This is a genomic window from Clostridium sp. UBA1652, from assembly GCF_002320975.1.
Taxonomy (GTDB): domain Bacteria; phylum Bacillota; class Clostridia; order Clostridiales; family Clostridiaceae; genus Clostridium_T; species Clostridium_T intestinale.
Map to the genome: position 1 here is coordinate 40031 of NZ_DCLI01000048.1, position 26766 is coordinate 66796.

Sequence of the window (26766 nt, forward strand, 5' to 3'; positions counted from 1 at the left end):
TAGTTTACGTAGAGAAATAGACTTATTTGGTTTTAAGTTTATTTCTCTTAACTTTTATTTCTATTACTATTAACATTATTAATGGAATTATTATTTGAAACGGGAAGGCATAATATTTATATATTTTTGTTGCCCAATAGCTCATTTCCATTATGCTATCATAAACAAAATAAGCTAAATAACTCATGATTAATCCTGTCTGTATTACAACCGATCTATAGTCTTTTAAGTTAAAAAGCTTAGCAATACCATTACTAGCAGCTAAAAGACATAAACTTATCTTTACAAAAACACCTGCTGCAAAAACTATGGATACCGAACCTTCAACTCTTTGAATAAAATCTCCAATATTAATTTTACTAACAGCTAGATACGCAGGGAAATATAAACCCTCTACCACACTTTCCCCTAAAACAAATAAATTTCTAAGGGCGATTACTAATATGAATATCCCTGCTATAATAACACTACTTATGTATACCTTATAGACTAAATTCTTTTTTTCTATACAATATAAAGCCCCCATAAAAACTATACTTTCAGCATATGGAAATGATATTGTAGAAAATGCTCCATCTATTATAGGGATCCATCCATTCTCTACAATAGGTTTAATATTGCTAATATCTAAAATTGGTATAGTACAAAATTGTATTATAATTATTACAGCTATACAAGTTATAAATAACACTTTTGAAGTTCTTGCAAGCACTTCTATTCCTGACTTTACTACCCATATACATAAAACCCCTATACATATAATTGAAATGAAAATAGGCGTTTCTGGCATTGCCAAAACGTTCATAAATTCTCCAAAATTACGCATAACTAACGACCCAAGATGAAGAAAGTACCAAATGTAAAGAATTGTTAGTATTTTCCCAAATATTTTTCCAAACAGCAATTCAAAAATATCAAATATAGTTTTCCCTGGGAATGTAGTTGCTATTTTAGAGTAGGCAGAAACTATAATTATGGACACTAAAGTAGCTATAATTATAGCAATCCACTTATCTCTTTTTGCTTCAGGAGCTGCTCCTAAAATTAACGTACTTCCCATTATAAATAAAGTTAGCATACTAAAACCTTCAACAAATGATATTGTCTCTTTTCTCATTAAAAACTCATTCCTTTATCTATAGTTTTCCTAAAAAATTTTTTATTAAACTTTCAATTAGTTTTGCTGGACTGTATATAGAGATTTTTAATGCTAATAAAATTGCTATAATGAATGAAATTAAACACATTACTGCACTTACATAAAAATCTCTTTTTTCTCCACTTTTAAATAAAGTAACTTGATCTATAAATACTATAATTATGTATATTGTAATTACAATTACTACCATGTTTAATCTCCCATTATAGGTTTTGAAGTAGTTGCACTATTTTTTATTTGTACCTTTGATATTACCTCAACTTCTAAATTTTCGAAGTTATATTCCCAATTATCTGAAAATTCTTTCCAGACCTTAGGATAATCTTTATGTAATGTAATTCCAAATCCAAAAATATCTGATTTATATTCTTTTTGTATCATATTTATGGAATTGTAAATACTTTCTTCAAGCATATTAGCTAATTGCTTCTCGATTACTTCTTTTTCTTCGCTGGTATTGAAAGGCTGCTGAGTTTGATACTCTGCAATTGATACTATCGTATCTGTAAAAACTTGAACTTTCATTTTACCTTCATCAAATTTATATTTTACTTTTGTACGATTTTTAAAAATCTCAAAAGAAATAGGTTCTGAAGATTTCCTTCCCAGTACTAGTATCCCTGTTTTTATTTCATCAGTAGTAAAAAGTATATATTTAGCTATATCTCCGTCTATCATACCTACAAGTTTATCATCTTTAATAACAGCCATACCTTCAATTCTAGGAACTTCTTTTTCTCCACTTTTATCTATAAATATCAATGGAAGTGATGTATTTGAGTCTTTTTGTTTCAAAACATCTAGAAAATCCCATAAATCAACTTTAGGAGCAGTTGAAACATTTTTTTCATTCTGTATTACTTTACCTAAATCAAAAGAAACTATCATGTTTTCATTCCGTTTAGACATAAGCACTTCTTTAGCAGTTTTTTCTTTTGATATTAACAAATATATATCAGTTCTAGTTTCTGCATCCCTAACGTACCAGTCAATAGATTTACCCATTCCCTCTCTAGCTAATTCCTTACTTATAATTACAATTTTAGCATGAGAGAAGTATAATCTTCTGCTTGAAACTGAAATCATGTTCCTTATAATATCAAATAAACTATCTCCACAAAGAGTTATATATTCTGAATTATTAGATATATCCTTTCCTTTTTTAATATTAACTATCTCAATCGTAACCTCATATTTACCATCTAATTCACTTCTATCTATTGCTATACCAGCTACTATTGAGAGGTTGTTAATTTCCCTATAATTCCAACAACCAGTAAAAAGATATGCACTTATAATAACCATAACTATATATTTAACTTTTCTTTTATTTTTCATCTCTAGTACCTATCTTTTTCCCTTTTAATGTAGTTTTAATTGTAACTTTGTAAGAGTTTAAGTTGAGATACCACCATGGACTGCGTATAAAAGTGTCTTTTATGTTTTCCATTTTTATTGTTCCAACTTTTAGCATATATGGGACTCCAAAAGAGCTTAATCCCATTGTGTATATTAAGACACCAATTATCCCAAATACAATTCCATATAACCCCATAATAGATGCCAAAAATAAAAATATGAACCTCAGAAATATATTCACTCCTTTCATCTTTATATTTAAAAGCGCAACAATCCCTGTTAACCCTACAACTATTACGATTGGTGCACTAACGATTCTTGCTTCTACAGCTGCTTGCCCTAAAACCAGCGCTCCAACAATACTTACAGCCTGCCCCATATCAGATGGAATCCTTGTTCCTGCCTCTCTAAGTATTTCAAATATTATTAGCATAGCTAATGCTTCTACTATTGTTGGAAATGGAACACTTTCTCTAGCAGAGGATATACCTAAAAGTAGAGGAGTGGGCAACATTTCTTGATTATAATTTACCAGAGCAACATATAATGAAGGCACACTAACTGAAAAGAAAAAACTTAGTATCCTTAATAATCTATTAAAAGATGTAAAGAAAAAATTCGCATAATAATCTTCATTAACTTGAAAATACTCCATAAACAAAAATGGCAATGTTAATGCAAATGGTGTTCCGTCAACAAGCAAAGCAACTCTTCCTTCGAGTACCTTTCCTACAATAACATCTGGACGCTCAGAGCTTCCAATTGTCTCAAATGGAGATAGAGGATTATCTGTTATCATTTCTTGAATATACTCAGAATCTAATACTCCGTTTATATCTATTTTATCTAGTCTAGAATTTAACTCATCTAAAATTTTTTGTGGGGCTATTCCTTCTATGTAGCACATACATATTCTTGTATTTGTTTCACTACCTACTTCCCTAAACTGAAATCTTAAATTAGGATTTCTAACTTTTCTTCTTATCAAAGATATATTAGTTATTAGTGATTCTGTAAACCCTTCCTTTGGTCCTCTTAATGTTTTTTCAGTACTAGGCTCAGTTATATTTCTCATCTTCCAACCCTTAGTATTGATTACCATACAATCAGAAAAACCTTCCAAAAAAACAATAGTATCTCCAAGTGTTATTGATTCAATAATTTTTTGAATATCATTTGTTATCTCAATATAAGTTGATATTATTATTTCACTTTGTATTAACTCAAATAAGTTTTTATCACTATCAAAATCTGAAAAATTACAATTCATAATGGGTTCAATTACCGTTGCACTAATAAAGCTATTGTCTATCATCCCCTCAAAATATATAACACAACATTGTAATTCTTGATTAAATCTATTTTTAATAGTTCTAACTTTAAACGTACCATCATCCATAAAAATATCAGAAAATAACTTCATGTTATGTTGGATAGATTTTGTTAAACTAGCTTCTTTAGAATTATACTTGTTTCTTTTACTTTCTTTAACCATTACATCACCCTATAATTTTATTATCTAAATTTATATGATTTTATAATTTCCTAGATAACAAAAAAATATCCTAAAATAGAAGTATTTTTTCTATTTTAGGATATATTAACTAACTATTAGGTATCTTTAGTTCTTTTTTGCCTGTTACTGAACTCTTTTCATCCATTTTAAAAGTTGATTGAGCCTCTTCATTTACAAAATATATATTTCCGTCAACTTTTGCATCAACAAGCTCAAAGTTTTTTGAAGCCACATATAAATCTCCTTTGAAAGTACCACTCTGTATTCTAGCATTTAAACTATTTATAGCTAATTTAGGTGCTGTAAGAGTATATCTAGCGGTAACTTTCTTATTAGCATCTTGAGCATAAAGAGCTAGTTTACGTTGGTAGGTTTCATTTCCTTGTTCATCTTTTTTACCATTTTTAAAATCACCTTCTAATGCTATATCATGATCAATAGTTAAATCATTAAGAATAGCAATAATCCATGTTCCATCCTTAGTTATTGCTTTATCAAAATCTTCTTCCTTACTAACTATTGAAGGAGTTGTTACTACATCTGTAGTTTCATCCTTTTTAGTATCTTCAGTTTTCGTGTCTTTAGAGTCTTTAGTTGTATCCGTATCAGCTTTACCACATCCTGCCAATATAGATAAACTTAATACCAATGTTGCAATAATACTTAATATCTTTTTCACTATAAATTCCTCCTCATATTTATATTTATTAATCCTTATTAGGCTTTACTGCCCTAATATTGTGTGAATATAAAACCGGCATTATACATTCTTTAGATATTTATTATAGAAGTTCTTTAAAAAAGTTCTTAAACTTATTCCATTTGAATACTAAATTAACAATTATCCTTCAAGCCATGATTTAGCACAAAGTATATTATATCTATATTTGGTAATTTAATACAATTAAAATTATTAAAAAAATTACTTTATAAAACACTTAATTTGTGTCATTTACGACACCTGCGAATATAATGTAATATAAATAGCTAATGACAAAATTCGATAAAAACTATTTTGTTTTATCGAGACATTATTTTATATGAGGAGTGAAATAATTATGGCATGTAATACAAATCAATGTTATAGAAGTCAATATAATCAAAGAGGAAAATATCAACCTAAAAAACCAGAGTGCAAAAGATTAATCCAAACCCCAGTTGTTATAGGTTGGGGTGAAAAACAAGAATTAGTTGTAGCAGATTTACTAATATCCCCACCAAGCCCAGCTGTTTTCCGTATAATAGGTGTTGATGAATTTGTTGTTATAACAAACACTAAATTGATACCAATTTGTAGCAAAAAAGGTGAACATTCTGTAAAAGTAATAGTTGATGGATATATAGATAAAAATATTAACTATAAAACTATAACAGACTTTACTGCTGCTGATATAAATGGTCCAGTATATCACTTTACAACAAGAATACCTTTTAGTACTTTTGTAGAAGTAAAAACTTGCGAACCTGTAAGTGATTATTCTGATGCTTATGGAGCAAACTGTAATAAGTGCCATCACAGAGAACATTATGACGTAGAAATATTGGATGCATTTGTTGAAGGAGCTTCAGACGAATTATTAGATCCAAACCCAGTAGCTGCTGGTGCACCTGATTGGGCAGTAACCTATAATAGAATTCTTGAAAAAGCTCTTGTTCGTGTTGAATTAAAAATCACAAAGGATTCTCATATATCTATATAATTATTCAATACTATTTTTAGGTAGTCTTCGGACTACCTTTATTTTTTTAAATCTCGTATTTTTATAAAAAAATAGCATATTATTTAATAGTTATTTATAAAAAGGAATGGTGAGTATGTATAATTATAGATATCCTATAGATAATTTTGATTTAAAAAAGCCCGGTAATATATTAAAAGTAACGGGTGAGGGCATTGTAAATGTAAAGCCCGATATAGCCCAAGTAGTCATAGGCGTTATAACAGAAAACTTGAAGTTAAAAGAATCTCAAAATGAAAATGCACTGATAGTCAATGGAATAATCTTATCACTAAATAACATGGGAATTAAGTCTAATGATATACAAACAACAAATTATACTGTAAGAATAAAAAACGACTATGTAGATGGAAACGAAATCTTTAAAGGCTACGAAGTTAGTAACTATTTAAAAATATCAGTTACAGATATAGATTCTGTCGGTGAGGTTATAGATGTTTCTGTAGATAAAGGTGCTAATTTTATAGACAAAATTAACTTTGTTATTTCTGATACTACAAAATATTACAATCAAGCTTTGAAACTCGCTATTGAAGATGCTCAAAATAAAGCTATTATAATGTCTAGTAAACTAAAAGCAAAAGTTAATATATTACCACTAAAAATAGTAGAGAAGACTAATATAAGTAACGAATTCTCACCATCTTTAGCATTAAAAACAACAAATTTTACACCTATAGAAGCAGGAGAGACTTCTATACAAGCCCTTATAGAAGCAGTATTTGTTTATATCTAAAACGTTTATAAAAGTATTTAGTTTATACTTACTAAATACTTTTGTTTATTTAATCTAGTATCTATGATAAAATCTACTTGTATTTAGCAATAATAATTTTACAAGGAGAGTAGTTAAATTGGATTCAAAAAAAGATATCAAAATTAAAGGAACCTTATCTCTAACTGATTACAGTGATCTTAATAAAATTTATATGCGTAATATTTTCAAAAGGATGGTAGCTATTGTATTTATATCATTTCTAGTTATGTATGGTATTTTATTTTATAAAAGATATGGAGTTACGTTTGTTGTTATAGCTTCTTTATTGGGCTCTGTATTCGTTTATATAGCAATATATATAGCTACAAGCATTAAAACAAAAAGAAGTTTTAAAAAGAATTCTTCAAATAAATTCAATTACATATACACTATAAATAAGAATGGTATACATGTTCAATCAGAGTCAGGCGGACGTCAGTATTATTGGAAAGATGTAACTGATTCTTTAAAATACAATAACTTATACATATTTTATGTTAGCAAATCTCAAAGCATATTAATTCCCGAAAGATTTTTTAAAGATCCATCTGAGCATGATACCTTTAAAAAATTTCTTTTTGCTAACTTTGAAAATCCACAAATAGATTAATCAATAAGAGACCATTTTTTGCTGAAAGTGGTCTTTTAATTATTTTCTATGAGAATAAATTAAACAACTTTAGTTAAAATTACTTTTGGAGGTGATTTTAATGGATGGAAATATAGAATTATTAAACTATATCTATCAAAATTCTGAAATGGGAAAAGATACATTAACTCAGCTAATAAAGATGACTACAGATGAAAATTTTAAAAACAACCTACAGTCACAATTAAATGAATACAATAGTATCTTTAATGAAGCAGATGAAAAATTAAAATCTAATAACAAAGAATCAAAGAGCATAGGTACATTAACTAAAGTATCTACTTATATCTCAATAAACTTTAATACCTTAATAAACAAAACCCCGTCACATATGGCAGAGATGTTAATCCAAGGTAGTACTATGGGGATAATTGATATAACTAAAAAAATTAAAGAATATAAGAGTCAAGATCAAACAATATTAGGTTTAGCTAATAAGTTACTACAATTCGAACAAAAAAATATTGATGAGTTAAAGAATTTTTTATAAAAATTCTAAAGCTATGCAAATAGTTTATTGCATAGCTTTTTTGAATAAAATATTGAGTATGGGTCTTAAACCCGCATGAACACTATATATAGATATATAGTTAAATAGATATCTATATATATTCCTCGAAATTGTACTAAATCAATTCCTAATGTTATTAGATCACTTTAATCTGGTAAAAAATTAAAATATTTGATAAACGAGGTAGTTATTTTGAATTTAGAATTAGAAGTTAATGGCTTTAAGTATAATGTTATTTATTCGGAAAGCGAAATAAAGAAAATATTTATTCCTTTATTAAATAAATTAATATCCATTAGGAGGCAACGTAATAATCGTATTATAGTGTTTCTAGCTGCACCACCAGCTACAGGTAAATCTACATTGGCTTTGTTTTTAGAGCAGTTGAGTAAAAAGTTAACAGATTCTTTTTATGTGCAAGCTTTACCCCTAGATGGATTTCACTATACTAATAGCTATTTGAAAAATCATCGAGCTACTATTAACAGCAAAGAATATAATCTACATGATATAAAGGGTATGCCTGAAACTTTTGATTTTGAAGGTTTATATAAGTCTATTAATAATCTAAAAAATAAAAATGTAAAATGGCCTATATATGATAGAATTTTACATGATCCAATATCTGATGCTATTGAAGTAACTTCAGATATAATCATCATCGAAGGTAACTGGCTTTTATTAGCAGAAAATAAATGGGACAAACTAAAAGAATTATGTGATTATAGTATCTTTATTGAGGCAGATGGTGATATATTAAAGGATAGATTAATTAAACGAAAATTAAAAGGCGGAAGTACCTATAATCAGGCACTTGAATTCTACAAAAGAACCGACAGTAAAAATGTAAATAGAGTTATGGAACATAGACTAAGTTCTGATATTACTCTAAAGCTCTTAGAATCTGGTGAATATTCTTTAAAGACAGAGTTATGATAAAGTTTAATGAATTCTTTACTTGACATTCTATACCAATAAGAAAACCTAATAAATTTAATGAAGTTCTTCGAACTTCTACAGCAATAAAGTGAGTGAATAATTTGGCAATATAATCAAATAATAACTATAATTATGAAAGGAGTAGTACTATGAAACATAATGATTTGCCAAATGCTAATGAATACCTAAAATCTTATTGGATAGATTCTACTGATATTACTAATTATCCCGCACTTCAAGAAGATATAAATGTTGATGTAGCTATTATTGGTGGTGGAATAGTTGGAATAACTGCAGGATATCTATTAAAAAATAAAGGAGTTAAATTTGCTATACTAGAAGCTAGTCAAATTGCTCAAGGAACTAGTGCCTTCACAACCGCAAAAGTGACTTCTCAACACAATCTTATATATGAAACTATTAAAAATTCCTCTGGAATAGAACGTGCAAAACAATACGCAGACGCAAACCAATCTTCTATAGATTTTATTGAAGATACAATAAATCTTCATAAAATTGAATGTGATTTTGAAAGATTACCAGCATATGTATACACAAATGATGATTCATATATTAAGAAAATAGAAAATGAGGCAGAGATTGCCTCTAGTCTTGGAATAAAGGCTAAAGTAACTAATTCCCTTCCTATAAATATCTCTATCAAAAATGCTCTCATATTTGAAAACCAAGCACAATTCCATCCTAGAAAATATCTTTTAGCATTAGCTAAATATCTATCAAACGGATGTAATTGTATTTTTGAAAACACAAGTGTTTCAGCCATAGATAAAGGGAATTCTATAGTAATAACTACTAGTACAGGAAAAAAAGTAACCGCATCAAAAGTCATAATTTCCTCACATTTTCCATGTTATGATGGGTTAGGTTTGTATTTAGCAAGGCTTAGACCAGAAAGGTCGTATATTGTAGCCGCTAATATAAAAGACACTTTTCCTAATGCTATGTTTATAAGTGCCGAAAAACCAACCCGTTCTTTAAGATACCAAAATAACAGAGGAAAGCAGCTAATCCTAATAGGTGGAGATGGACATAAAGTAGCCCATGGAGAGAACTTCAGCAATCATTATTATAATTTACAAAAATTTGCCCAAGATACCTTTAAAGTTGAAGATTTTTTATACAATTGGTCTGCCCAAGATTATATTACTCTTGATAAAATACCTTACGTTGGTAACTTATCTCTATCTGATAAAAATATATACGTGGCTACAGGTTTTGGGAAGTGGGGTATGACAAATGGAACAGTAGCCGCTAGAATACTTGTAGATAAAATTCTATCAAAAAATAATCCTTGGGAAGAAGTATATAATCCATCTAGATCACTAACTTTACGTGCGTACAAAAACATAGTTACAGAAAACTTTGATGTTGCTAAAGAATTAGTTATGGGGAAATTAAAAGGTGGAGAAACTAAGGTTACTTTAAACATTGGTGAAGGCAAGGTTATTGATATAGATGGTAATAAATATGGTGCATATAAAGATGAAAATGAGGTGCTTCATCTAATTGATATAACTTGCACACATTTAGGATGCGAATTAAAATGGAACGATGCAGAAAAATCTTGGGATTGTCCGTGTCACGGATCAAGATTCTCTTATGATGGAGAAATATTAGAAGGTCCCGCTACTCACAAATTAAATCATTATAAAGAAGGTACCAATAAAATACATCCTAATTTTGTATAATTATTTTATTAATGTGATATGAATCATATTTATAAACTTTTTAAACCATTATACTATTTCTTATAGATATTATGGAGGAAGTAGTATGATTATAAATTTTATTAAACCAAAAAAGAAAACTGTTTCTAAGGAAGAACTTAAAGAAACAACTAAAGTCACAGAAAAAAAAGATAGTGATATAGTTGCTTTTATAAAATCTATAAAAGCTTTATTAGAGAAAACTGTAAGTCAACATCATGTTGTAAATAATCAACATAGCTCTTTATCCAAGCTGGCAGACAAGATAAAATTACATATGAGTAACTTATCTGGTTTAGCAGATAAAACAAATACATCAACTCAAAATCTTCATTCTGAAAGTGAAAATTTAGATATTACAACTAACGCTTCAGTAATTAAATCTAAAGAAGGAAAAATTGCTATTGAGGAAATGGCCAGTATAATAAAAACTCTTCAATTAGAAAACCAAAATAGTATGAGCAGTATAAATCAACTAGTGTCTAGATTCAATAAGGTTAATGAAATAGTTGGTTTAATAACTAACATAGCTACTCAAACTAATCTTTTAGCACTTAATGCAGCTATAGAAGCAGCTAGAGCAGGTGAACACGGAAGAGGATTTTCTGTTGTCGCTGTTGAAATAAGAAAGTTATCAGAAATGACTAAAAAAAGCACTACTGATATATCCCTTTTAATTGAAAGTATAAAAAGTGATACTAAAACAGTATTAAACAACTCTTACAAATCCAGTTCAGTAATTCAAGAAGGTGTAAAGGCCTCCAACATTGCTGTAAATAAGGTAGATGAAAGTTTATCTCATATATATTTAGTAGATAAAAGAGTAAAAGAGGTTATTAAAACTCTTAATTCTCAAATAACTAATATAGAGGATATGCATCTTGAAATTAATGATATTTACGATATTCTCAAAATAACTACTGATACTATACTAAATCATATAGATGAAGCTAGCTTAGTAGATGCTCAGCTTTTAGCTATAAAGGAGAAGTTATCTTCTTATGAAATTAATATTGTAAAATAAATAACTACCACCTAAAGCTAGGTGGTAGTTATTTATTATATCCACTATCTCATTTAAGCCATATTGAAATTTTTGTAACAATATCTTTTTATTTAAATAAATTATTAATAGAGTACTCTCTATGGAGGAAAAATGAAAGGTGAAAAAATAGATTGTATAGATTCAGGCACAAAATTTTGTCCTTGTCATTTAGCTGAAGCTGGGGAATGTATCTTATGTTCACAACTTCATGGTGAATGCTTTTGTGATTGTTTAAATTGGAAAGGAGTATGTATATATCAAGGATGGATAGCTAACGGAGAAAAAGCGAAAGAAGGAAGAAAAACTTATACTTGTAACATATTAGAGGCTGAACTTTACGAAAAAGACTTATTATATATAAAATTTTCTTTACCTGAGGATTTATCTTTAGATTTAATGAATCCAGGTAGCTATATATTCCTAAGAACTGATGAGAATTTCTATTTTGATGTTCCTATTTCTATAATGGACTGCAATATAGATGATAATACTGCCTCTATATTAATTGAAGTAAGAGGAATTAAAACTAAGAGATTATTAAATGCTAAAGCTAATGATCCATTAGTTATTAGGGGCCCCTATTGGAATGGTATATTTGGGCTAAAAAATATAAAAAACACTGTAAATTCTAATTGTTTAATACTTGCTAGAGGTATAGGTGTAGCTCCTATGATACCTGTTATAAAAGCACTTCAAAAACAAAATAACAACTTAAATATTATAATTGATAAAGCTCCTTATAAAGAAGTATATGTGGATGATTTATTATCTTCTTTGAATCTAACCTATACGGAAGCTAACCTTTTGGAAACAGGAAAACTTACTGATAAATGCAAAACTATTATACGAGATTCTATAGAAAAAGATAATGTTAATCTAATCCACTGTGGTGGAGCGGATATACTCACTTTCAATGTTATGAATTTCTTAGATAATATAAAAGCAGATGATGTTAGTTTATCTTGTTGTAATAATTCTAAGATGTGTTGTGGTGAAGGGGTTTGTGGAAGTTGTACTGCTCGTTTTGCAGGTCATGTAGTTAAGAGGCTATGCAAAGTACAATCAGATCCAAGAAATATTTTTGAAGGAAGGAGATTTATATGAAAGTTCTCGTTATTGGTGGTGGATGGGCTGGCTGCGCAGCTGCTATTACAGCTAAAAAGGCTGGAGCAGAGGTTCATGTTTTTGAAAAGACAGATTTGTTATTAGGATTAGGAAATATAGGTGGAATAATGCGAAACAATGGTAGGTTTACTGCTGCTGAAGAACTTATTGCATTAGGTGCACCGGAGCTTATAAATTTATGCGATAAAAATTCAAATCATAAAAATATAAAATTTCCTGGACATGAACATGCCTCTCTTTATGATGTTACATCAATTGAACCTGATGTTAGAAAATTATTAACTGATATGGATATTAAACTTCACCTAATTACTAGGGTTACTGATATAGAACAAGATGAAAAAATCATTAAAGGAGTTCGTTTATCTAATGGAGAATATATAGAAGGCGACGTAATCGTTGAGACCACTGGTTCAACGGGTCCAATGGGAAACTGTCAAAGATACGGAAATGGCTGTGCAATGTGTATCTTAAGGTGTCCATCTTATGGGCCTAGAATATCTATTAGTGAAAGAGCTGGAGTTAAAGATTTTTCTGGTGAAAGAAATGATGATAAACTTGGAGCTTTTTCTGGTTCCTGTGAAGTTGCTAAGGACAGCTTATCAGAAGAGTTAAAGAATCAGCTAGAGACAACGGGAGTAGCAGTCCTTCATGTTCCATCAGAAGATGTAAATTATGATAAGCTTGAAGCTAAAGTTTGTCAACAATATGCACTTAAAGAATTTGCAGAAAATCTTGTAATGTTAGACACAGGACATGCTAAGCTAATGACCTCATATTATCCACTTGATAAATTAAGAAAAATACCTGGATTAGAAAAAGCAAGATATGTAGATCCTTTGGCTGGATCTCAAGGTAATTCTATTAGATATCTATCCGTTGCACCTAGAACAAATGATATGAAAGTAATAGGAGTTGACAATTTATTCTGTGCAGGTGAAAAGTCAGGTTTATTTGTTGGACATACTGAGGCTATTTCAACTGGAAGCTTAGCTGGGCATAATGCAGTAAGATTTTGTTTAGGTATACCTTTATTGACTCTTCCTACCTCATTATCCATAGGTGATATTATATCCTTTGCAAATGAAAGATCTCAAACAAGAGAAGGTAGAAAATCGAGATATACTTTTGCTGGATCAGATTACTTTAAAAGAATGAAAGACCTTAATCTATATTCTATAGATGTTAAAGAAATAGAAAATAGAGTTAAGAAGGTTAGCCTAGATAACGTATTTAATCAGAAATTAGTCTAAATTAAGCTTTTATATTGTCGAAAACAGTCTCCAAAAATAGTACTTAATAATAGAATATATTAAGTACTATTTTAAAAGGGGGTATGCATAAATGAAATATGCAATAGCTGTAGGACATACTTTGTCAGGTGCTGATTATGGTGCTGTAGGATATCTAATCGAAAGCATATGTACTAGACAAATAGGAGAACTAGTTCAAAACTATCTCTTAGCACAAGGTCATACTGTTGTATTTTGTAGAATTGATAATGCTAGCTCAGTTGGGCAAAGCCTATCTTATAGAGTTAATAAAGCAAATTCAGAAAATGTTGATTTATATGTAGAGATTCATCTAAATGCTGGTGGAGGAACTGGTTCTGAAGTATGGATTTACAGAACCGGAAGTACTGCAGAGCAATATGCTAAAAGTGTTGTAAATAGTCTATCAGAGCTCAACTATCCAAATAGAGGAGTAAAAACAAGCCAAAATCTTTATGTTTTAAGAAATACAGTAGCTCCTGCTATATTAGTTGAATGCTGTTTCGTTGATAATAGAGCCGATGCTGACAGATACAATGCTGATAGCATAGCTAGAGCCATAGTGAAAGGACTAACTGGAACAAATTCAAACATCACTCCTGAACCATCAATACCGGCTACTCCTCCTAGTGCACCAAATAGCGGTAATAGCAATATAAGAACCCTTCAACAAGAAATAAATACACAGTTTAATTCTGGATTAGTAGTTGATGGAATTGCTGGCCCTAAAACATTAGCAGCTGCTCCTATGGTTAGTCAAGGGGCTCGAGGTAATATAACTAAGTGGATACAACAGAAATTAGGCATTGCAGCAGATGGTATATTTGGGCCTCAAACTAAACAGGCAGTTATAAATTTCCAAAGATCTAATGGATTATCTGCTGATGGAATAGTTGGTCCAAACACGTGGAGAAAATTATTAGGTTTATAAATTAAAAAGCAGCACAATTGTGCTGCTTATATATTTTCCTTACTAAATAACTGTTTTATATTGCCCTTATGCCTATAAATTAATATGATTCCTGAAATAGTAGTTGTGACTATTATTGGTAAAGGTAATCTCATTACTACACAAGTTAGTGGAATTATTAATCCTAATATTATAGATCTAATAGCTACTATATCTGTAACTTTCTTTAAAACTATATGAAATATAGCTCCTGTCATTACTGGAATAGGGGCTATTAATACAAATGCACCAAGTGTAGTATTTACACCTTTTCCTCCATTAAATGAAAGAAAGGGAGTAAAATCGTGACCTAATATACTTGCTAAAGCTACCACTGAAATATATACTTCTTTATTTATAGATAAATTAAATTTTGTCCATATTAAAATACTAATTAAAACTGGAAGAAGTCCTTTTAGTATATCTATAACTTGGGTTATTAGTGATATCTTAGTTCCTGCAATTCTTTTTACATTTGTTGAACCTATATTTCCACTGCCTTTTGTCCTTATATCTATCCCATAAATTCTTTTAATAATAAGATATCCTGTTGGTATAGAACCACACAAAAATGCAACTAAAAAACTTACAATAATAATCATTATGCACCTCAAATAAATAATTTTCATCTTCTCGAGAACTTATTATAGCACATATTAAAAGTAATTGTCACAAATTCAATTAAAATCTTAATCAATTTTGTGACAATCTTAAAGTTATCTATTTAACTTTATATATCCAGCCTTCTGGTGCATCAATATCTCCTACCTGTATACCGCATAATGTCTCATATAACTTTTTAGTAACAGGCCCCACTTCAGTCTCACTATAAAAAACATGAAGTTTATCATTATAATCAATTCCTCCTATAGGAGTAATTACAGCAGCTGTTCCACATGCACCAGCTTCTTTAAACTCATCCAAATTATCTATTAATACATCTCTCTCCTCAGTTTCAAGTCCTAAATATTCTTTAGCTACATGTAATAATGAATATTTAGTTATACTTGGCAGAATAGACGGTGAAACTGGAGTAACAAATTTATCATCTTTAGTTATTCCAAAAAAGTTTGCTGATCCAACTTCTTCAATTTTTGTATGAGTTGCAGGATCTAAATATATACAGTCTGCATAACCTTTTTTTGCTGCAACTTCATGTGGGTATAGGCTTGACGCATAGTTACCACCAACTTTTGCACCACCAGTTCCATAAGGAGCAGCTCTATCATAATCCGAAACCATAAAATTAACTGGTGTCATACCACCTTTAAAATATGGACCAACAGGCAAACAAAATACACAGAATATGTATTCTGGAGCTGCTTTAACTCCTATATTATCTCCAACACCTATTACAAAAGGTCTTAAATACAAAGTTGCTCCAGTTCCATAAGGAGGAACGTATGCCTCATTAGCTTTAACAACCTGCATACAAGCGTCTATAAACGTTTCTACAGGTACTTCAGGCATTAATAGCCTTCTACAGCTTCTATTTAATCTTAAGGCATTTTGATCTGGTCTAAACAATTGAATTTCGCCATCCTTAGTTCTATAGGCTTTTAATCCTTCAAAACATTGCTGTCCATAGTGAAGTGCAGTAGAAGCTTCGCTTACTTTTAGCATATTATCTTCTACAAGATTCCCCTCATCCCACTTCCCATCTTTCCAGTTAGAAATAAAACGAAAATCTGTTTTTAAATATGAGAACCCCAAGTTACTCCAATCAATATCTACTTTTTTCAAATAAATTACCCCCTTTAGGATTTGTTAGTTTTTTTAAATAATTTTATTCTACACCAAAATTCCATATTTTTATATAAAATTTAAAAAACTTGTTTAAATATTTATAAAAGCATACTTATCATTATATCTAAAATACCTTTGGTCTTCTTTAAGTTATCAACATAATCACTTATGTTGTTTTTATAATAATCAATCCCAGAATCAGTTATAGTGTATATTTTTTTACTTCTTTTGTTTAAAAACTCATCGCCAAGCCATTTCGAATTAACATACCCACGTTCTTCTAAATCATAAAGAGTATCATATACAGTTGATGAAGAAACAGGATAGGGGAGTGATGCATTTTCAAATTTGTTTCTAAAATCCTCTAAAATCTTGTTACCAAAAACCTCTTCCCCTTTAGATAGTTTTTTTAATATATAAAAAATATATAATTGTTTTGTATTAACTACATTTCTAGGAGCTACAAGTCTATTTCTCTGCATAAATTATCACCTCCAAATTATATTATACTCCAAAAAGATACTGTGGCAAATTTACTCTTATTCTTCACTAAGTAGACAAAGTTTTATTCTTATTAACATTTTATGGTATAAGTGAATAACATATACTATACAAAAGAGATTGGAGTGATTAACATGTCAAGAAGAAGATGTGGCTGTTGTTCTACCACCGCTAGAGACTGTTGTACCACAAGAAATTACGGTATATGTAATCCACCATGTGCTTACAACTCAGGATGTTCACAAGGATTTGGATGCGGTTACCCTTATAACTCAATTTTTGGTACCAATTGTTTCTTTAATAATCCAATGCTTATTTGGTTATTAGTGCTTGGAAGAGGTCGTTTTTTCAACTGTTAATATTAAAAACTCCTTGCAATAATGCAGGGAGTTTTTATAATTATAAAGAGTTATAAAGATCTTTCATATATAAAGCATCTTTTTCTAATATAGGACTTTCACATATTATACATCCTTTTACATTATAATCAACAAATGCCTTTAGGCAAGCTTTTATATTAAAATCACTTTCAGCTAGTGGAAGATGATTTCTTTCTCCCTTATCTGTATAATTTATTCCAGATAAATGAATATGTAAATCCTCTAAAGCATTTCGTCCTAATTCTTCACCTACATATTCAAGAATTTCTGCAAAATCTCTGTATTCCTTTAATAAACCAACACCTCTAGCATGAATATGTGAAAAATCAATACATATATTGCAACTAGAAACAGCTTTTGCTATGTCTACAAGTTCTTTTATATCGCCAAACTGTGATGCCTTTCCTGTAGTCTCTAGCCTATATGTAACTAAATCTTTAGGCAATGTTTTAAGTTCATTTTTTATCTTATCTAATGTGTCTTCTTTAGAAGCTTTAAGATAATAACCAGCATGGAAAACTAAGCTTCTACCTCCAACTGAAGCTAAAGCTTCTGCACCTTTTAATATTCTCTCCTTAGATTTATAGATTTTTTCCTCTTCATCTGCATTTAAATTAACGTAATAGGAACCATGTGCAGAAAGATAAAAATTATATTTCTCTTTCATTTTAATTATGGCCTCTCTATTTCTATTAGTTACATTAACTGATCTTACAAAGGGAAGTTCCATTGCATCTAACCCAATATTACTAAGATATTCTATTCCACTTGCATAATTAAACTTCTCACCATTACCTAAAGGTATTCCAGATATTCCAAAGAATAATTTGTCCATAATTATACCACCTATAATTTATATTTATCCCATAGTATATCAAAAAGTCATATATTGCTTCAAGAATAATTTCCCAGGAAATTCCAATTAGCAATAAATTTGCTTTATTTATTTTTACTTAATATAATTTATTAAGAGAATACAAAGTTAGGTGATGAATATGGAAGAAAGATTACAAAAATATATGGCTAGGTGCGGCGTTGCATCAAGACGAAAATGTGAAGAATTTATTTTAGCTGGTAAGGTGAGCGTAAATGGAGTAACGATACGTGAGTTAGGTACAAAAATAGATATAAATACAGATAAAGTTTATTATAACGGTAACTTAATTAAACTTGAGGAAATTAAAAGATATATAATGTTAAATAAGCCTACTGGAATAATAACCTCTGTAAAAGATGAAAAGAATAGGAAAACTGTTATAGATTTAATCAATGTTAAAGAGAGAATTTATCCAATAGGAAGACTAGATTATGATTCATCAGGATTGCTTTTATTAACAAATGATGGTGACTTATATAATAACATCATACATCCAAGAAAAAACCTCTATAAAACTTATATTGCAAAAGTTGTAGGTTCTTTTACTAATTCAGAATTAGAAAAATTTAAATCTGGTGTTGATATAGGCGGTTATATAACCGCACCTTGTAAAATTTCTGTTATATCTTCTGATAATAAGTATAGCAAAGTAAAGATAAGCATAATGGAAGGCAAAAATAGACAGATCAGAAAGATGTGTTCAGCTTTTAATCATGAGGTTATAGAATTAAAGAGGATATCAATTGGAAACATACATCTTGATAAACTTGAAGTAGGTAAATGGAGAGAGTTATCTATGCAAGAAGTGGATTATATAAAGACGTTATAATAAATAGGAGGAAGTATGTTTAATTTAGTTAAGGACATAAGTTCTATATCTCATGATATTATATTTAAATACACACAAAATAAAGAAATAGCTATTGACTGTACTTTAGGAAATGGTCATGATTGTGATTTTTTGAAAGATGTTTTTAAAAGAGTAGTAGCTTTTGATATTCAAGAAATCGCCATAGAGAACTACAAAGCTAAAGGATATGAAAATATTGAGTTGATACTAGATTCTCATGATAAATTAGATTTTTATGTTAACGAAAAAGTTGACTGCATTATTTATAATTTGGGTTATTTGCCTGGAGGAGATAAAAACATAACTACAGTTTCTGAGACAACTTTAAACTCAATTAAGCAAGGACTTAATTTACTAAAATCAGGTGGAATAATGACAATCGCAGTTTATTACGGACATTATGAAGGGTTTCTAGAAAAAACTTGCATTTTAAATTATTTAGAAACCCTACCTAAAAATAAATACGGTATTATGAAATTAGAGTATGTTAATAGAGATAATAACCCACCGTTATTGTTAATTATAGAAAAGAAATAAAATTGTTATTTCTTTGTTGTAGGAATTGTAAATAAATGATAAAATGAATTTATATTAATTAATAATTGCAAAAATGATGGGAGTAAAACAATATGGATTATTTTCAAAAACCTAATGAAGAAAATCAAGATCTGATGAGAATCATTCAAATAAAATTTTCTAGAATGAGCAAAGGACAAAAGTTAATTGCTGAATATATTCTAAAATATTATGATAAAGCAGCCTTTATGACAGCTGCAAGACTTGGAACTTCTGTTGGTGTTTCTGAATCTACAGTGGTTAGATTTGCAAACGAACTTGGATTTTCAGGATATCCAAAGCTTCAAAAAGAATTACAAGAATTAATTAAAAATAAATTAACTACTGTTCAGAGATTAGAGTTATCAAACGACTATATTTCTGAAGAAAACGCTTTAAAAGGTGTTCTAAAGGCAGATATAGAAAACATAAGAGCTACCTTAGAAAAAATAAATCACAAAACATTTGAAGATGTTGTTAGATCTATTTTTATGGCAAAAAGAATTTACATAATAGGTTTAAGAAGTTCCACTGCCTTAGCTGAATTTTTAGGATTCTACTTAAATGTAATTTTAGACAATGTTAAAGTTGTAGGTTATGGAATTTCAGATATATTTGAACAGATGATTAATGTTGGTGAGGGAGATTTAGTTATAGGAATTGGATTCCCAAGATATGCAGCTAAAACTATAGATGCTTTATCTTTTGCTCACTCAAGAAAAGCTAAAGTTGTAGCTATTACAGACTCACTGCTATCTCCTTTAGCTACGCAATCAGATTTAACTTTAATTTCTCAAAGTAATATGGCTAGTTTCGTAGATTCATTAGTAGCACCTCTATCTGTTATAAATGCACTTATTATAGCTGTAGGTATGAGAGAAAAAGATAAAATCACAAATACTTTTAACGATTTAGAAGAAATATGGAAAGACTACAATGTGTATTCTTACAATAGAGGAAAGATTTTAGAAGAGTAGCACTTAAATCAGCTTTATTTATGTGAAGCTGATTTTATTATTTATTGACAATATAACATTTTAACATTTATTATTAACATGATTTTATTTATAGAGGTGATTATTTTGAAAAATGTAGTAGTAATCGGTGCTGGTCCAGCTGGTATGATGGCAGCTATTTCAGCAGGAAAGCATCACAAGGTTACATTAGTTGAAGGAAACGATAGATTAGGCAAAAAGCTTTTTATAACAGGTAAAGGAAGATGTAATGTTACAAATAAAAAGGATATTTCAGAATTTTTTAATTACATACCTGGAAATCCATACTTTCTTTATAGTGCTTTATATGGCTATACAAATGAAGATGTCATTAATTTCTTTGAAAGCAAAAATATTAAGCTGAAAACTGAAAGAGGGGATAGGGTTTTCCCACTATCAGATAAAAGTTCTGATATTATTAAAGGACTAGAGTCAGCTTTAAGAGAATCAAACGTTAATATTTTATTATCTAGCAAGGTTAAAGATATACACTTTGCTAACAATAAGATTGATTCTATCATTTTAGATAACAATCAAAAAATATTTGGAGATCACTTTATTTTCTGTACTGGTGGGCTTTCTTATCCTTTAACAGGTTCAACTGGGAAAGGTCTTTCTTTATCTAGAAAATTAGGTCACAACATTATAGAACCCAAACCTTCTCTTGTCCCTATTGAAACTATTGATAGTTGGGTTAAGGAGTTAATGGGATTAAGCTTAAAAAATGTAGAGTTAAAAATTCTAAAAGATAAAAAAGCTGTATTTAAGGATCAAGGTGAAATGCTATTTACCCACTTCGGAATATCTGGACCATTAGTTTTAAGTGCATCTCGTTATGTAGATATGTCAAAATCTATGGATGTCTCAATTAATCTTAAACCAGCTTTAACGGAATCCGAACTAGATAAGAGAATACAAAAAGATTTTCAAAAATATCTTAATAAAGATTTTAAAAATTCTCTAGATGATTTATTGCCTAAAAAGTTAATTCCAGTAATTATAAAACTGTCAAAAATTGATGAAGATAAAAAGGTTAATTCTATAACTAAAGATGAGAGAAAAATTTTAGTTTCTTTACTACAGAATTTAAAAATGAAGGTAAAAGGATTAAGACCTATTGAAGAAGCAATAGTTACTGCTGGCGGAGTTGATACTAAAGAAATAGATCCATCTACAATGAAATCTAAATTAATTCAAAACCTATCCTTTGCTGGAGAAATTGTTGATGTTGATGCTTTTACTGGAGGTTATAATGTTCAAATAGCATTATCAACAGGTTATTTAGCTGGAAATTCCATATAGAATAAATTAATTTATTTTTGTCATTATTATGATATAATATTTTAGAATACTAATATTGAAAAGGAGAATTACTTTGAATATTTCAGTTGCAATTGATGGTCCAGCAGGAGCAGGTAAAAGTACCATAGCCAAAATCATAGCTAAAAAATATAATTTAATGTATATAAATACTGGAGCAATGTATAGAGCTGTAACCCTTGTGGCTATGAATCAAGATATATCTGTTGATAACATATCTAAACTCATGTCCTTAATGGAAGGTATGGAAATGCATTTTGAAAACGATAATTTAATATTAAACGGTGAAAATGTTCAACCGCAGTTAACCATACCTGTTATAAGTAATAATGTTTCTAATTATGCTCAAATTCCTGAAGTTAGAAAAAATTTAGTTAAACTTCAAAGAGAAATGGGTAGACAGTATAACGTTATAATGGATGGTAGAGACATAGGCACTGTGGTTTTAAAAGATGCAAAATTCAAATTCTTTTTAACTGCTTCTCCAGAAGAAAGAGCTAATAGACGTTACGAAGAATTAAAAAATAATGGTTTAGATGTTAAGTATGATGATATTTTAAGTGATATAATAAAAAGAGATTACATAGATTCTAATAGAGAAATAGATCCTCTAACTAAGGCACATGATGCTATAGAAATTGACACTACTGGATTAGATATAGACGGCGTTGTTAATAAAATTTCTAATTATATTAATGGTAGTGTAAAATAAATATAAAGGTGATAAAATGAGAAGAATATTACTAGCTCAAAATGCAGGATTTTGCTTTGGAGTTAAAAGAGCTGTTGACGAAGCTATTAAAAACAAAGAAAAATATAACAAAAAAATTTATACCCTAGGACCTTTAATACATAATAATGATGTGGTATCTATGTTAGAAGATAATAATATTTATGCTATTATCATGGATGATATTAAAAATTTAACTTCTGATGATGTTGTATTGATTAGATCACACGGAGTTTCTAAGAAAGTAATTGATGAACTTGAAGCTCATGGAGTTACTACTATTAATGCAACTTGTCCTTACGTAACTAACATACAAAAAAAAGCTGATAAATATAATAAAGAAGGTTATAAGGTTATTATTATGGGTGATAAAAATCATCCTGAGGTTATAGGAATAAATGGATGGGCTGATGATAATGCCTTAGTTACTAAAGATGGCAATATCATAGAACCTATACCTGATAAAGTGTGTTTATTATCTCAAACCACAGAAAAACAAGAAACTTGGGAAAAAACACTATCCTATGTTTCAGAACATTCTAAAGATGTTTTAGCTTTCAATACTATATGTTCTGCTACAGAAGTTAGACAAAAAAGCGCTATGGAAATATCAAAAGAAGTTCAAGTTATGATAGTTATTGGGGGTAAAAATAGTTCAAATACCACAAAATTATTTGAGATATGTAAATCTAACTGTTCCAAGACCTATCATATTGAGAACGCTTCTGATATTCCATTGGAATTAATAAATAATAAAAGTATAAATTTAATAGGAATTACTGCAGGAGCATCAACTCCTGATTGGGTAATTAAGGAGGTAGTTGAAATTATGGAAAACGAAAATTTAGTACAAGAAAATCAATTAGATCTAATGAATTCTATGGATAGAAAACTTACTATAGGTGAGGTTATTGAAGTAGAGGTTTTAAAAGTAGATCACGATGCTGCTTATGTAGCAATTCCTGGTTATAAATTAGATGGAAAAATCCCTAAATCAGAATTTTCTTTTGACAAGGTTGATAACTTTAGTGAATTAGTAACTGTTGGTAAAAGCATAAAAGCTAAGGTTTTAAGTTATAATTTTGAAGGTTATGTATTACTATCTAGTAAAGAACTTCAAAGAGAAATAGCCTTAGAAGAATTAGTAAAAGCTAAAGAAGAGGAAGCTACTCTTGATATAACAGTATCGAATTCTGCAAAAGGCGGATTAGTTTCATATTATAAAGGAATAAGAATATTTATACCTCAATCACAAATATCAGTGGCTTTTGTTAAGAATTTAGAATCATATTTAAATAAAACTTTAAAAGTTAAAATTCTTAATATTGAAGAGGGAAATGTTATAGCTTCTAGTAGAGTTATAGAAGAAGCTGAAAAGAAGGTAATTGAAGATGCAGCTTGGAGCGCTATTAATGATGGTGATGTTGTTAAAGTTAAGGTTTTAAGATTTGCAGACTTTGGTGCCTTTGTTAATGTAAAAGGTGTAGATGGACTTATACCACTTTCACTTATGAGCTATGGAAAAATATCAAAAGCTTCAGAAGTTTTAAAAATAGGTCAAGAGATAGAAGCAAAAATAGTTGCATCAAATAGAGACGAAAATAAGTTAACTTTAAGCATAAAAGATTTAATTGAAGATCCATGGACTAATATAGAAGAAAAATACCCTGAAGATACTATTGTAATAGGTAAAGTAGTGAGACTATCTGATTTTGGAGCTTTTGTAGAGCTAGAAAAAGGGGTAGATGGATTATTACACATCTCTCAAATATCTAGAAAGAAAATAAATCACCCATCAGAAGTCCTAAAAATCGGAGATGTAGTAAAAGCAAAAATAATCAATGTTGATAAAGAGAAAAGAAAAATTGGATTAAGTTCAAAAGTTTTAGAGTAAGTCTTTAAAGAGTTCTTTCTATGTTTTTAGAAAGAACTCTTTGTTATTATCTTCAAACTAGAAAGAACTCTTTGTTATTATCTTCAAACTAATAGAATATACTTTAATAAGCGAAGCAATAGGAGGTAATATTAGTGGAGGATTATTCAAAAATATTGTCTAATTATAATATAGAAGGTTATAGTGTAAGCTTTAAAGATAATAACTATATAGTTGACTGCAAAAGTGAGATGTTTATGCTTCATTCTTATAGAAGCAAAAAAACTCAGTTAAAAGACTTTCTACAATTTTATGAAGATTTATATAACAATGGGTTTAGAAAAATAGGTAAAATAATTAAAACGAATAATGGAAACAAGTATATTAAAACTAGAGATGCTTCATATTTTCTTACATCATATTTTAGAGAAGACAATGATTTTGTTTATAACATAGATTTTTTCAAAAACTCAGTATTATTACTAAATAAATTCCATAGATGTACCATAGAATTACATCCCGATAAGTATAATTTTAAAAGGGAATATACTAAATATATAAAAAGATATTTGAAAAGAATAGACTACATGCTTAATTTAAAAAATACTATATCTAATAACATAATTAAATCTTACTTTGATAATCAGGTTTTAGATATTCTAGTAAGTTATGATGAAGTACTTAATAACTGCAAAAAGATTTTTAACAACCTATATAGCCTTAAAAATAAAACTCCACATAGATATAAATTTTCTACAAGTGGAATCACAATAGATGATTTTACTAAATCAGATAATAAAATTAAATTAAAGAATATAAATCGAATTAAGTATAGTTATTATCATATGGATATTGGGTCTCTTTTAAACAGTATTCTAAATCAACCATCCGTAAACTGGGATTACCAAATTTTTAATGATTTAATAGAGATTTATAAGAAAAATTATAATTTTTCTCTTGAGGATATTTATTTGATTTTAGGCTTTACTGCATTTCCTTATAAGTTTTATGATATTTGCAGGGATATTTATAAAAAACATTCTCATAAAAATATTTCAGAATACAAAGCAGATTTAAATAATATATTATCACAGAATGAAAATGTAAATACATGGTTTAAATTTTATGTAAAAGCTACCGATATATAGATTAATGTGATTTTCTACAGGACAACTGTTAAATTATTCTAAAGAGCTATTTATATGTTTATCAATATAGAGTAAAATTAATTGATGGAGCAAAGGAACGCTCCTAGCGATAAGTTTGTACGATGATTTGATGGATCTTGGGAAGAAGCTCCTACAGATTATATGTGTGCAGAATATAGGTGGTGGTTTAATATGAAGATTGAAAGACTAAACAAGAATAATAGGCCATTAGTTGAAAAGGCTATTAAAGAGGCTATTAAAATTAATCCTCTAAATGAAGATTTTTTATCTGAATATGATTCTAAATCTTTTGTGATGAAATTTTTATTAAAGTCTTCTTTTGATATATATATTTCAAATGATTCAGTAGGCTATATATGGTATGAACATTTAAGCAATAATGTATTTAATATAAAAAGTTTATATTTTCCGCCTAGTTTTTCTGAACTTCCTATATCATTTTTTACTAAAAATCATTCTTATAGTTATGAAAGTATTGCTAATGAGGATAGTATTTCTTTACTTAAAACATTGAATTTTAACATTTGTTCTGAGAGCTATATTCTTGAAAAAACTATTGAAGACTTCTCTTTTAACGATATTGAAGATATTAGTTTTAGATATGTTAAAACTAAAGATGATATAAATTCTAGAGTTTCCTTACAAAATATTATTTTTGATGAGGATAGCAGAATCCCCCTAGAAACTTCTGATATCCTATTTGATATGAAGCAGGAGTATTATATTAATGATTTAGCTATTATCATGTATTTTAAAGATAAATCCATCGGATATGGCCAAATAATAAAAAATAATTCCTATACAGTCGTAAATTTTGGTATCTTGCCTGAATATAGAAGTAAAGGCTTAGGGAGGCATTTTCTTAATTACATCATATCCCTTGCTAAGAGAAAAAACATTAAAGAACTTTCTATACGAGTTTCTCCTACTAATGTAAAGGCTATGAACCTATATGGCTCTGTAGGCTTCTATTTTAAGGAACATATATTAACTTGGAACAAATAGGATTATTTTAAAACCTAGA

General features: G+C 29.0%; 28 protein-coding genes. 19 read left to right on the top strand and 9 right to left on the bottom strand.

The annotated features are described in order from the left end of the window. Positions 1-22 precede the first annotated feature (22 nt). From B3N22_RS08415 to B3N22_RS08435, 5 genes are all read right to left on the bottom strand, one after another. Positions 23-1117, bottom strand: coding sequence for a GerAB/ArcD/ProY family transporter (locus tag B3N22_RS08415; protein ID WP_286906256.1), 1095 nt, complete (start codon positions 1115-1117; stop codon positions 23-25). Between the two features lie 19 nt (positions 1118-1136). Next, a complete protein-coding gene (locus B3N22_RS08420) occupies positions 1137-1349 on the bottom strand; it encodes a hypothetical protein (protein WP_073016216.1) in 213 nt (70 codons plus the stop codon). A 2-nt stretch (positions 1350-1351) separates the two neighbouring features. Beyond that, positions 1352-2497: a Ger(x)C family spore germination protein gene (locus B3N22_RS08425; RefSeq protein WP_286906259.1), complete on the bottom strand. Its 1146-nt coding sequence runs from the start codon at positions 2495-2497 to the stop codon at positions 1352-1354. Continuing rightward, on the bottom strand, positions 2487-4013 hold the full coding sequence (locus tag B3N22_RS08430; RefSeq protein ID WP_286906261.1) for a spore germination protein: 1527 nt from the start codon (positions 4011-4013) through the stop codon (positions 2487-2489). The genes B3N22_RS08425 and B3N22_RS08430 overlap by 11 nt, the downstream gene beginning before the upstream one ends. Before the next feature lie 109 nt (positions 4014-4122). Continuing rightward, positions 4123-4713, bottom strand: coding sequence for a hypothetical protein (locus B3N22_RS08435; RefSeq protein ID WP_286906263.1), 591 nt, complete (start codon positions 4711-4713; stop codon positions 4123-4125). A gap of 379 nt (positions 4714-5092) precedes the next feature. Here B3N22_RS08435 and B3N22_RS08440 point away from each other — a divergent pair, with 379 nt between their 5' ends. From B3N22_RS08440 to B3N22_RS08485, 10 genes are all read left to right on the top strand, one after another. After that, a complete protein-coding gene (locus tag B3N22_RS08440) occupies positions 5093-5734 on the top strand; it encodes a DUF3794 domain-containing protein (RefSeq protein WP_286906265.1) in 642 nt (213 codons plus the stop codon). Positions 5735-5849: 115 nt separating this feature from the next. Beyond that, entirely contained in the window at positions 5850-6509 is a 660-nt protein-coding gene (locus B3N22_RS08445) for an SIMPL domain-containing protein (protein ID WP_286906266.1), read from the top strand. Positions 6510-6627: 118 nt separating this feature from the next. Continuing rightward, positions 6628-7140, top strand: a complete 513-nt coding sequence (locus B3N22_RS08450) for a YcxB family protein (RefSeq protein ID WP_181603520.1) — start codon at positions 6628-6630, stop codon at positions 7138-7140. Positions 7141-7240: 100 nt separating this feature from the next. Continuing rightward, positions 7241-7669 carry a hypothetical protein gene (locus B3N22_RS08455; RefSeq protein WP_021802053.1) on the top strand — a complete coding sequence of 143 codons (429 nt, stop codon included), beginning with the start codon at positions 7241-7243 and terminating at the stop codon, positions 7667-7669. A 213-nt stretch (positions 7670-7882) separates the two neighbouring features. Beyond that, positions 7883-8626, top strand: a complete 744-nt coding sequence (locus B3N22_RS08460) for a nucleoside/nucleotide kinase family protein (protein ID WP_286906271.1) — start codon at positions 7883-7885, stop codon at positions 8624-8626. 152 nt (positions 8627-8778) lie between these two features. Further along, on the top strand, positions 8779-10338 hold the full coding sequence (locus tag B3N22_RS08465) for an FAD-dependent oxidoreductase (protein ID WP_286906273.1): 1560 nt from the start codon (positions 8779-8781) through the stop codon (positions 10336-10338). A gap of 85 nt (positions 10339-10423) precedes the next feature. Further along, complete coding sequence (locus B3N22_RS08470) at positions 10424-11380, top strand: methyl-accepting chemotaxis protein (protein ID WP_286906275.1); 957 nt, start codon at positions 10424-10426, stop codon at positions 11378-11380. Positions 11381-11512: 132 nt separating this feature from the next. Next, positions 11513-12505, top strand: a complete 993-nt coding sequence (locus B3N22_RS08475; RefSeq protein WP_286906276.1) for a sulfide/dihydroorotate dehydrogenase-like FAD/NAD-binding protein — start codon at positions 11513-11515, stop codon at positions 12503-12505. Further along, positions 12502-13779 (top strand): FAD-dependent oxidoreductase, encoded by a 1278-nt coding sequence (locus tag B3N22_RS08480; protein WP_286906279.1) that lies wholly within the window; start codon positions 12502-12504, stop codon positions 13777-13779. Before B3N22_RS08475 ends, B3N22_RS08480 begins: the two co-directional genes overlap by 4 nt. A 91-nt stretch (positions 13780-13870) precedes the next feature. Continuing rightward, the gene (locus B3N22_RS08485) at positions 13871-14728 is read left to right on the top strand and encodes an N-acetylmuramoyl-L-alanine amidase (RefSeq protein WP_286906281.1); all 858 of its coding nucleotides are present in this window, start codon (positions 13871-13873) and stop codon (positions 14726-14728) included. Positions 14729-14754: 26 nt separating this feature from the next. On the opposite strand, the gene plsY is transcribed toward B3N22_RS08485, so the two are convergent. The 3 genes from plsY to B3N22_RS08500 all read right to left on the bottom strand — a co-directional run bounded on the left by plsY (position 14755) and on the right by B3N22_RS08500 (position 16974). Continuing rightward, positions 14755-15351 carry a glycerol-3-phosphate 1-O-acyltransferase PlsY gene (gene plsY / locus B3N22_RS08490; RefSeq protein ID WP_286906430.1) on the bottom strand — a complete coding sequence of 199 codons (597 nt, stop codon included), beginning with the start codon at positions 15349-15351 and terminating at the stop codon, positions 14755-14757. Between the two features lie 115 nt (positions 15352-15466). Further along, positions 15467-16489, bottom strand: a complete 1023-nt coding sequence (locus B3N22_RS08495; protein ID WP_286906284.1) for a branched-chain amino acid aminotransferase — start codon at positions 16487-16489, stop codon at positions 15467-15469. Positions 16490-16590: 101 nt separating this feature from the next. Beyond that, positions 16591-16974 (bottom strand): PadR family transcriptional regulator, encoded by a 384-nt coding sequence (locus B3N22_RS08500; RefSeq protein ID WP_286906286.1) that lies wholly within the window; start codon positions 16972-16974, stop codon positions 16591-16593. Positions 16975-17127: 153 nt separating this feature from the next. On the opposite strand from B3N22_RS08500, the gene B3N22_RS08505 reads away from it, so the two are divergent. Beyond that, positions 17128-17352 (top strand): hypothetical protein, encoded by a 225-nt coding sequence (locus B3N22_RS08505; protein ID WP_286906288.1) that lies wholly within the window; start codon positions 17128-17130, stop codon positions 17350-17352. A 40-nt stretch (positions 17353-17392) separates the two neighbouring features. On the opposite strand, the gene B3N22_RS08510 is transcribed toward B3N22_RS08505, so the two are convergent. Next, complete coding sequence (locus B3N22_RS08510; protein WP_286906290.1) at positions 17393-18208, bottom strand: TIM barrel protein; 816 nt, start codon at positions 18206-18208, stop codon at positions 17393-17395. A 160-nt stretch (positions 18209-18368) separates the two neighbouring features. Between B3N22_RS08510 and B3N22_RS08515 the strand changes: the two genes are divergently transcribed. The 8 genes from B3N22_RS08515 to B3N22_RS08550 all read left to right on the top strand — a co-directional run bounded on the left by B3N22_RS08515 (position 18369) and on the right by B3N22_RS08550 (position 26747). Further along, positions 18369-19079 carry a pseudouridine synthase gene (locus B3N22_RS08515; RefSeq protein ID WP_286906292.1) on the top strand — a complete coding sequence of 237 codons (711 nt, stop codon included), beginning with the start codon at positions 18369-18371 and terminating at the stop codon, positions 19077-19079. Positions 19080-19094: 15 nt separating this feature from the next. Beyond that, positions 19095-19637: a tRNA 5-(aminomethyl)-2-thiouridylate-methyltransferase MnmM gene (gene mnmM, locus B3N22_RS08520; protein ID WP_286906293.1), complete on the top strand. Its 543-nt coding sequence runs from the start codon at positions 19095-19097 to the stop codon at positions 19635-19637. A 92-nt stretch (positions 19638-19729) separates the two neighbouring features. Next, a complete protein-coding gene (locus tag B3N22_RS08525) occupies positions 19730-20632 on the top strand; it encodes a MurR/RpiR family transcriptional regulator (protein ID WP_021802066.1) in 903 nt (300 codons plus the stop codon). A 105-nt stretch (positions 20633-20737) separates the two neighbouring features. After that, positions 20738-21952, top strand: coding sequence for a BaiN/RdsA family NAD(P)/FAD-dependent oxidoreductase (locus B3N22_RS08530; RefSeq protein WP_286906295.1), 1215 nt, complete (start codon positions 20738-20740; stop codon positions 21950-21952). A 73-nt stretch (positions 21953-22025) separates the two neighbouring features. Continuing rightward, positions 22026-22682 carry a (d)CMP kinase gene (gene cmk, locus B3N22_RS08535; RefSeq protein WP_414632228.1) on the top strand — a complete coding sequence of 219 codons (657 nt, stop codon included), beginning with the start codon at positions 22026-22028 and terminating at the stop codon, positions 22680-22682. A gap of 16 nt (positions 22683-22698) precedes the next feature. Further along, entirely contained in the window at positions 22699-24594 is a 1896-nt protein-coding gene (locus B3N22_RS08540; RefSeq protein ID WP_286906297.1) for a bifunctional 4-hydroxy-3-methylbut-2-enyl diphosphate reductase/30S ribosomal protein S1, read from the top strand. A 134-nt stretch (positions 24595-24728) separates the two neighbouring features. Beyond that, positions 24729-25721, top strand: a complete 993-nt coding sequence (locus B3N22_RS08545; protein WP_286906299.1) for a protein kinase family protein — start codon at positions 24729-24731, stop codon at positions 25719-25721. 192 nt (positions 25722-25913) lie between these two features. Further along, positions 25914-26747 (top strand): GNAT family N-acetyltransferase, encoded by an 834-nt coding sequence (locus tag B3N22_RS08550; RefSeq protein WP_286906301.1) that lies wholly within the window; start codon positions 25914-25916, stop codon positions 26745-26747. Positions 26748-26766: the final 19 nt, after the last annotated feature.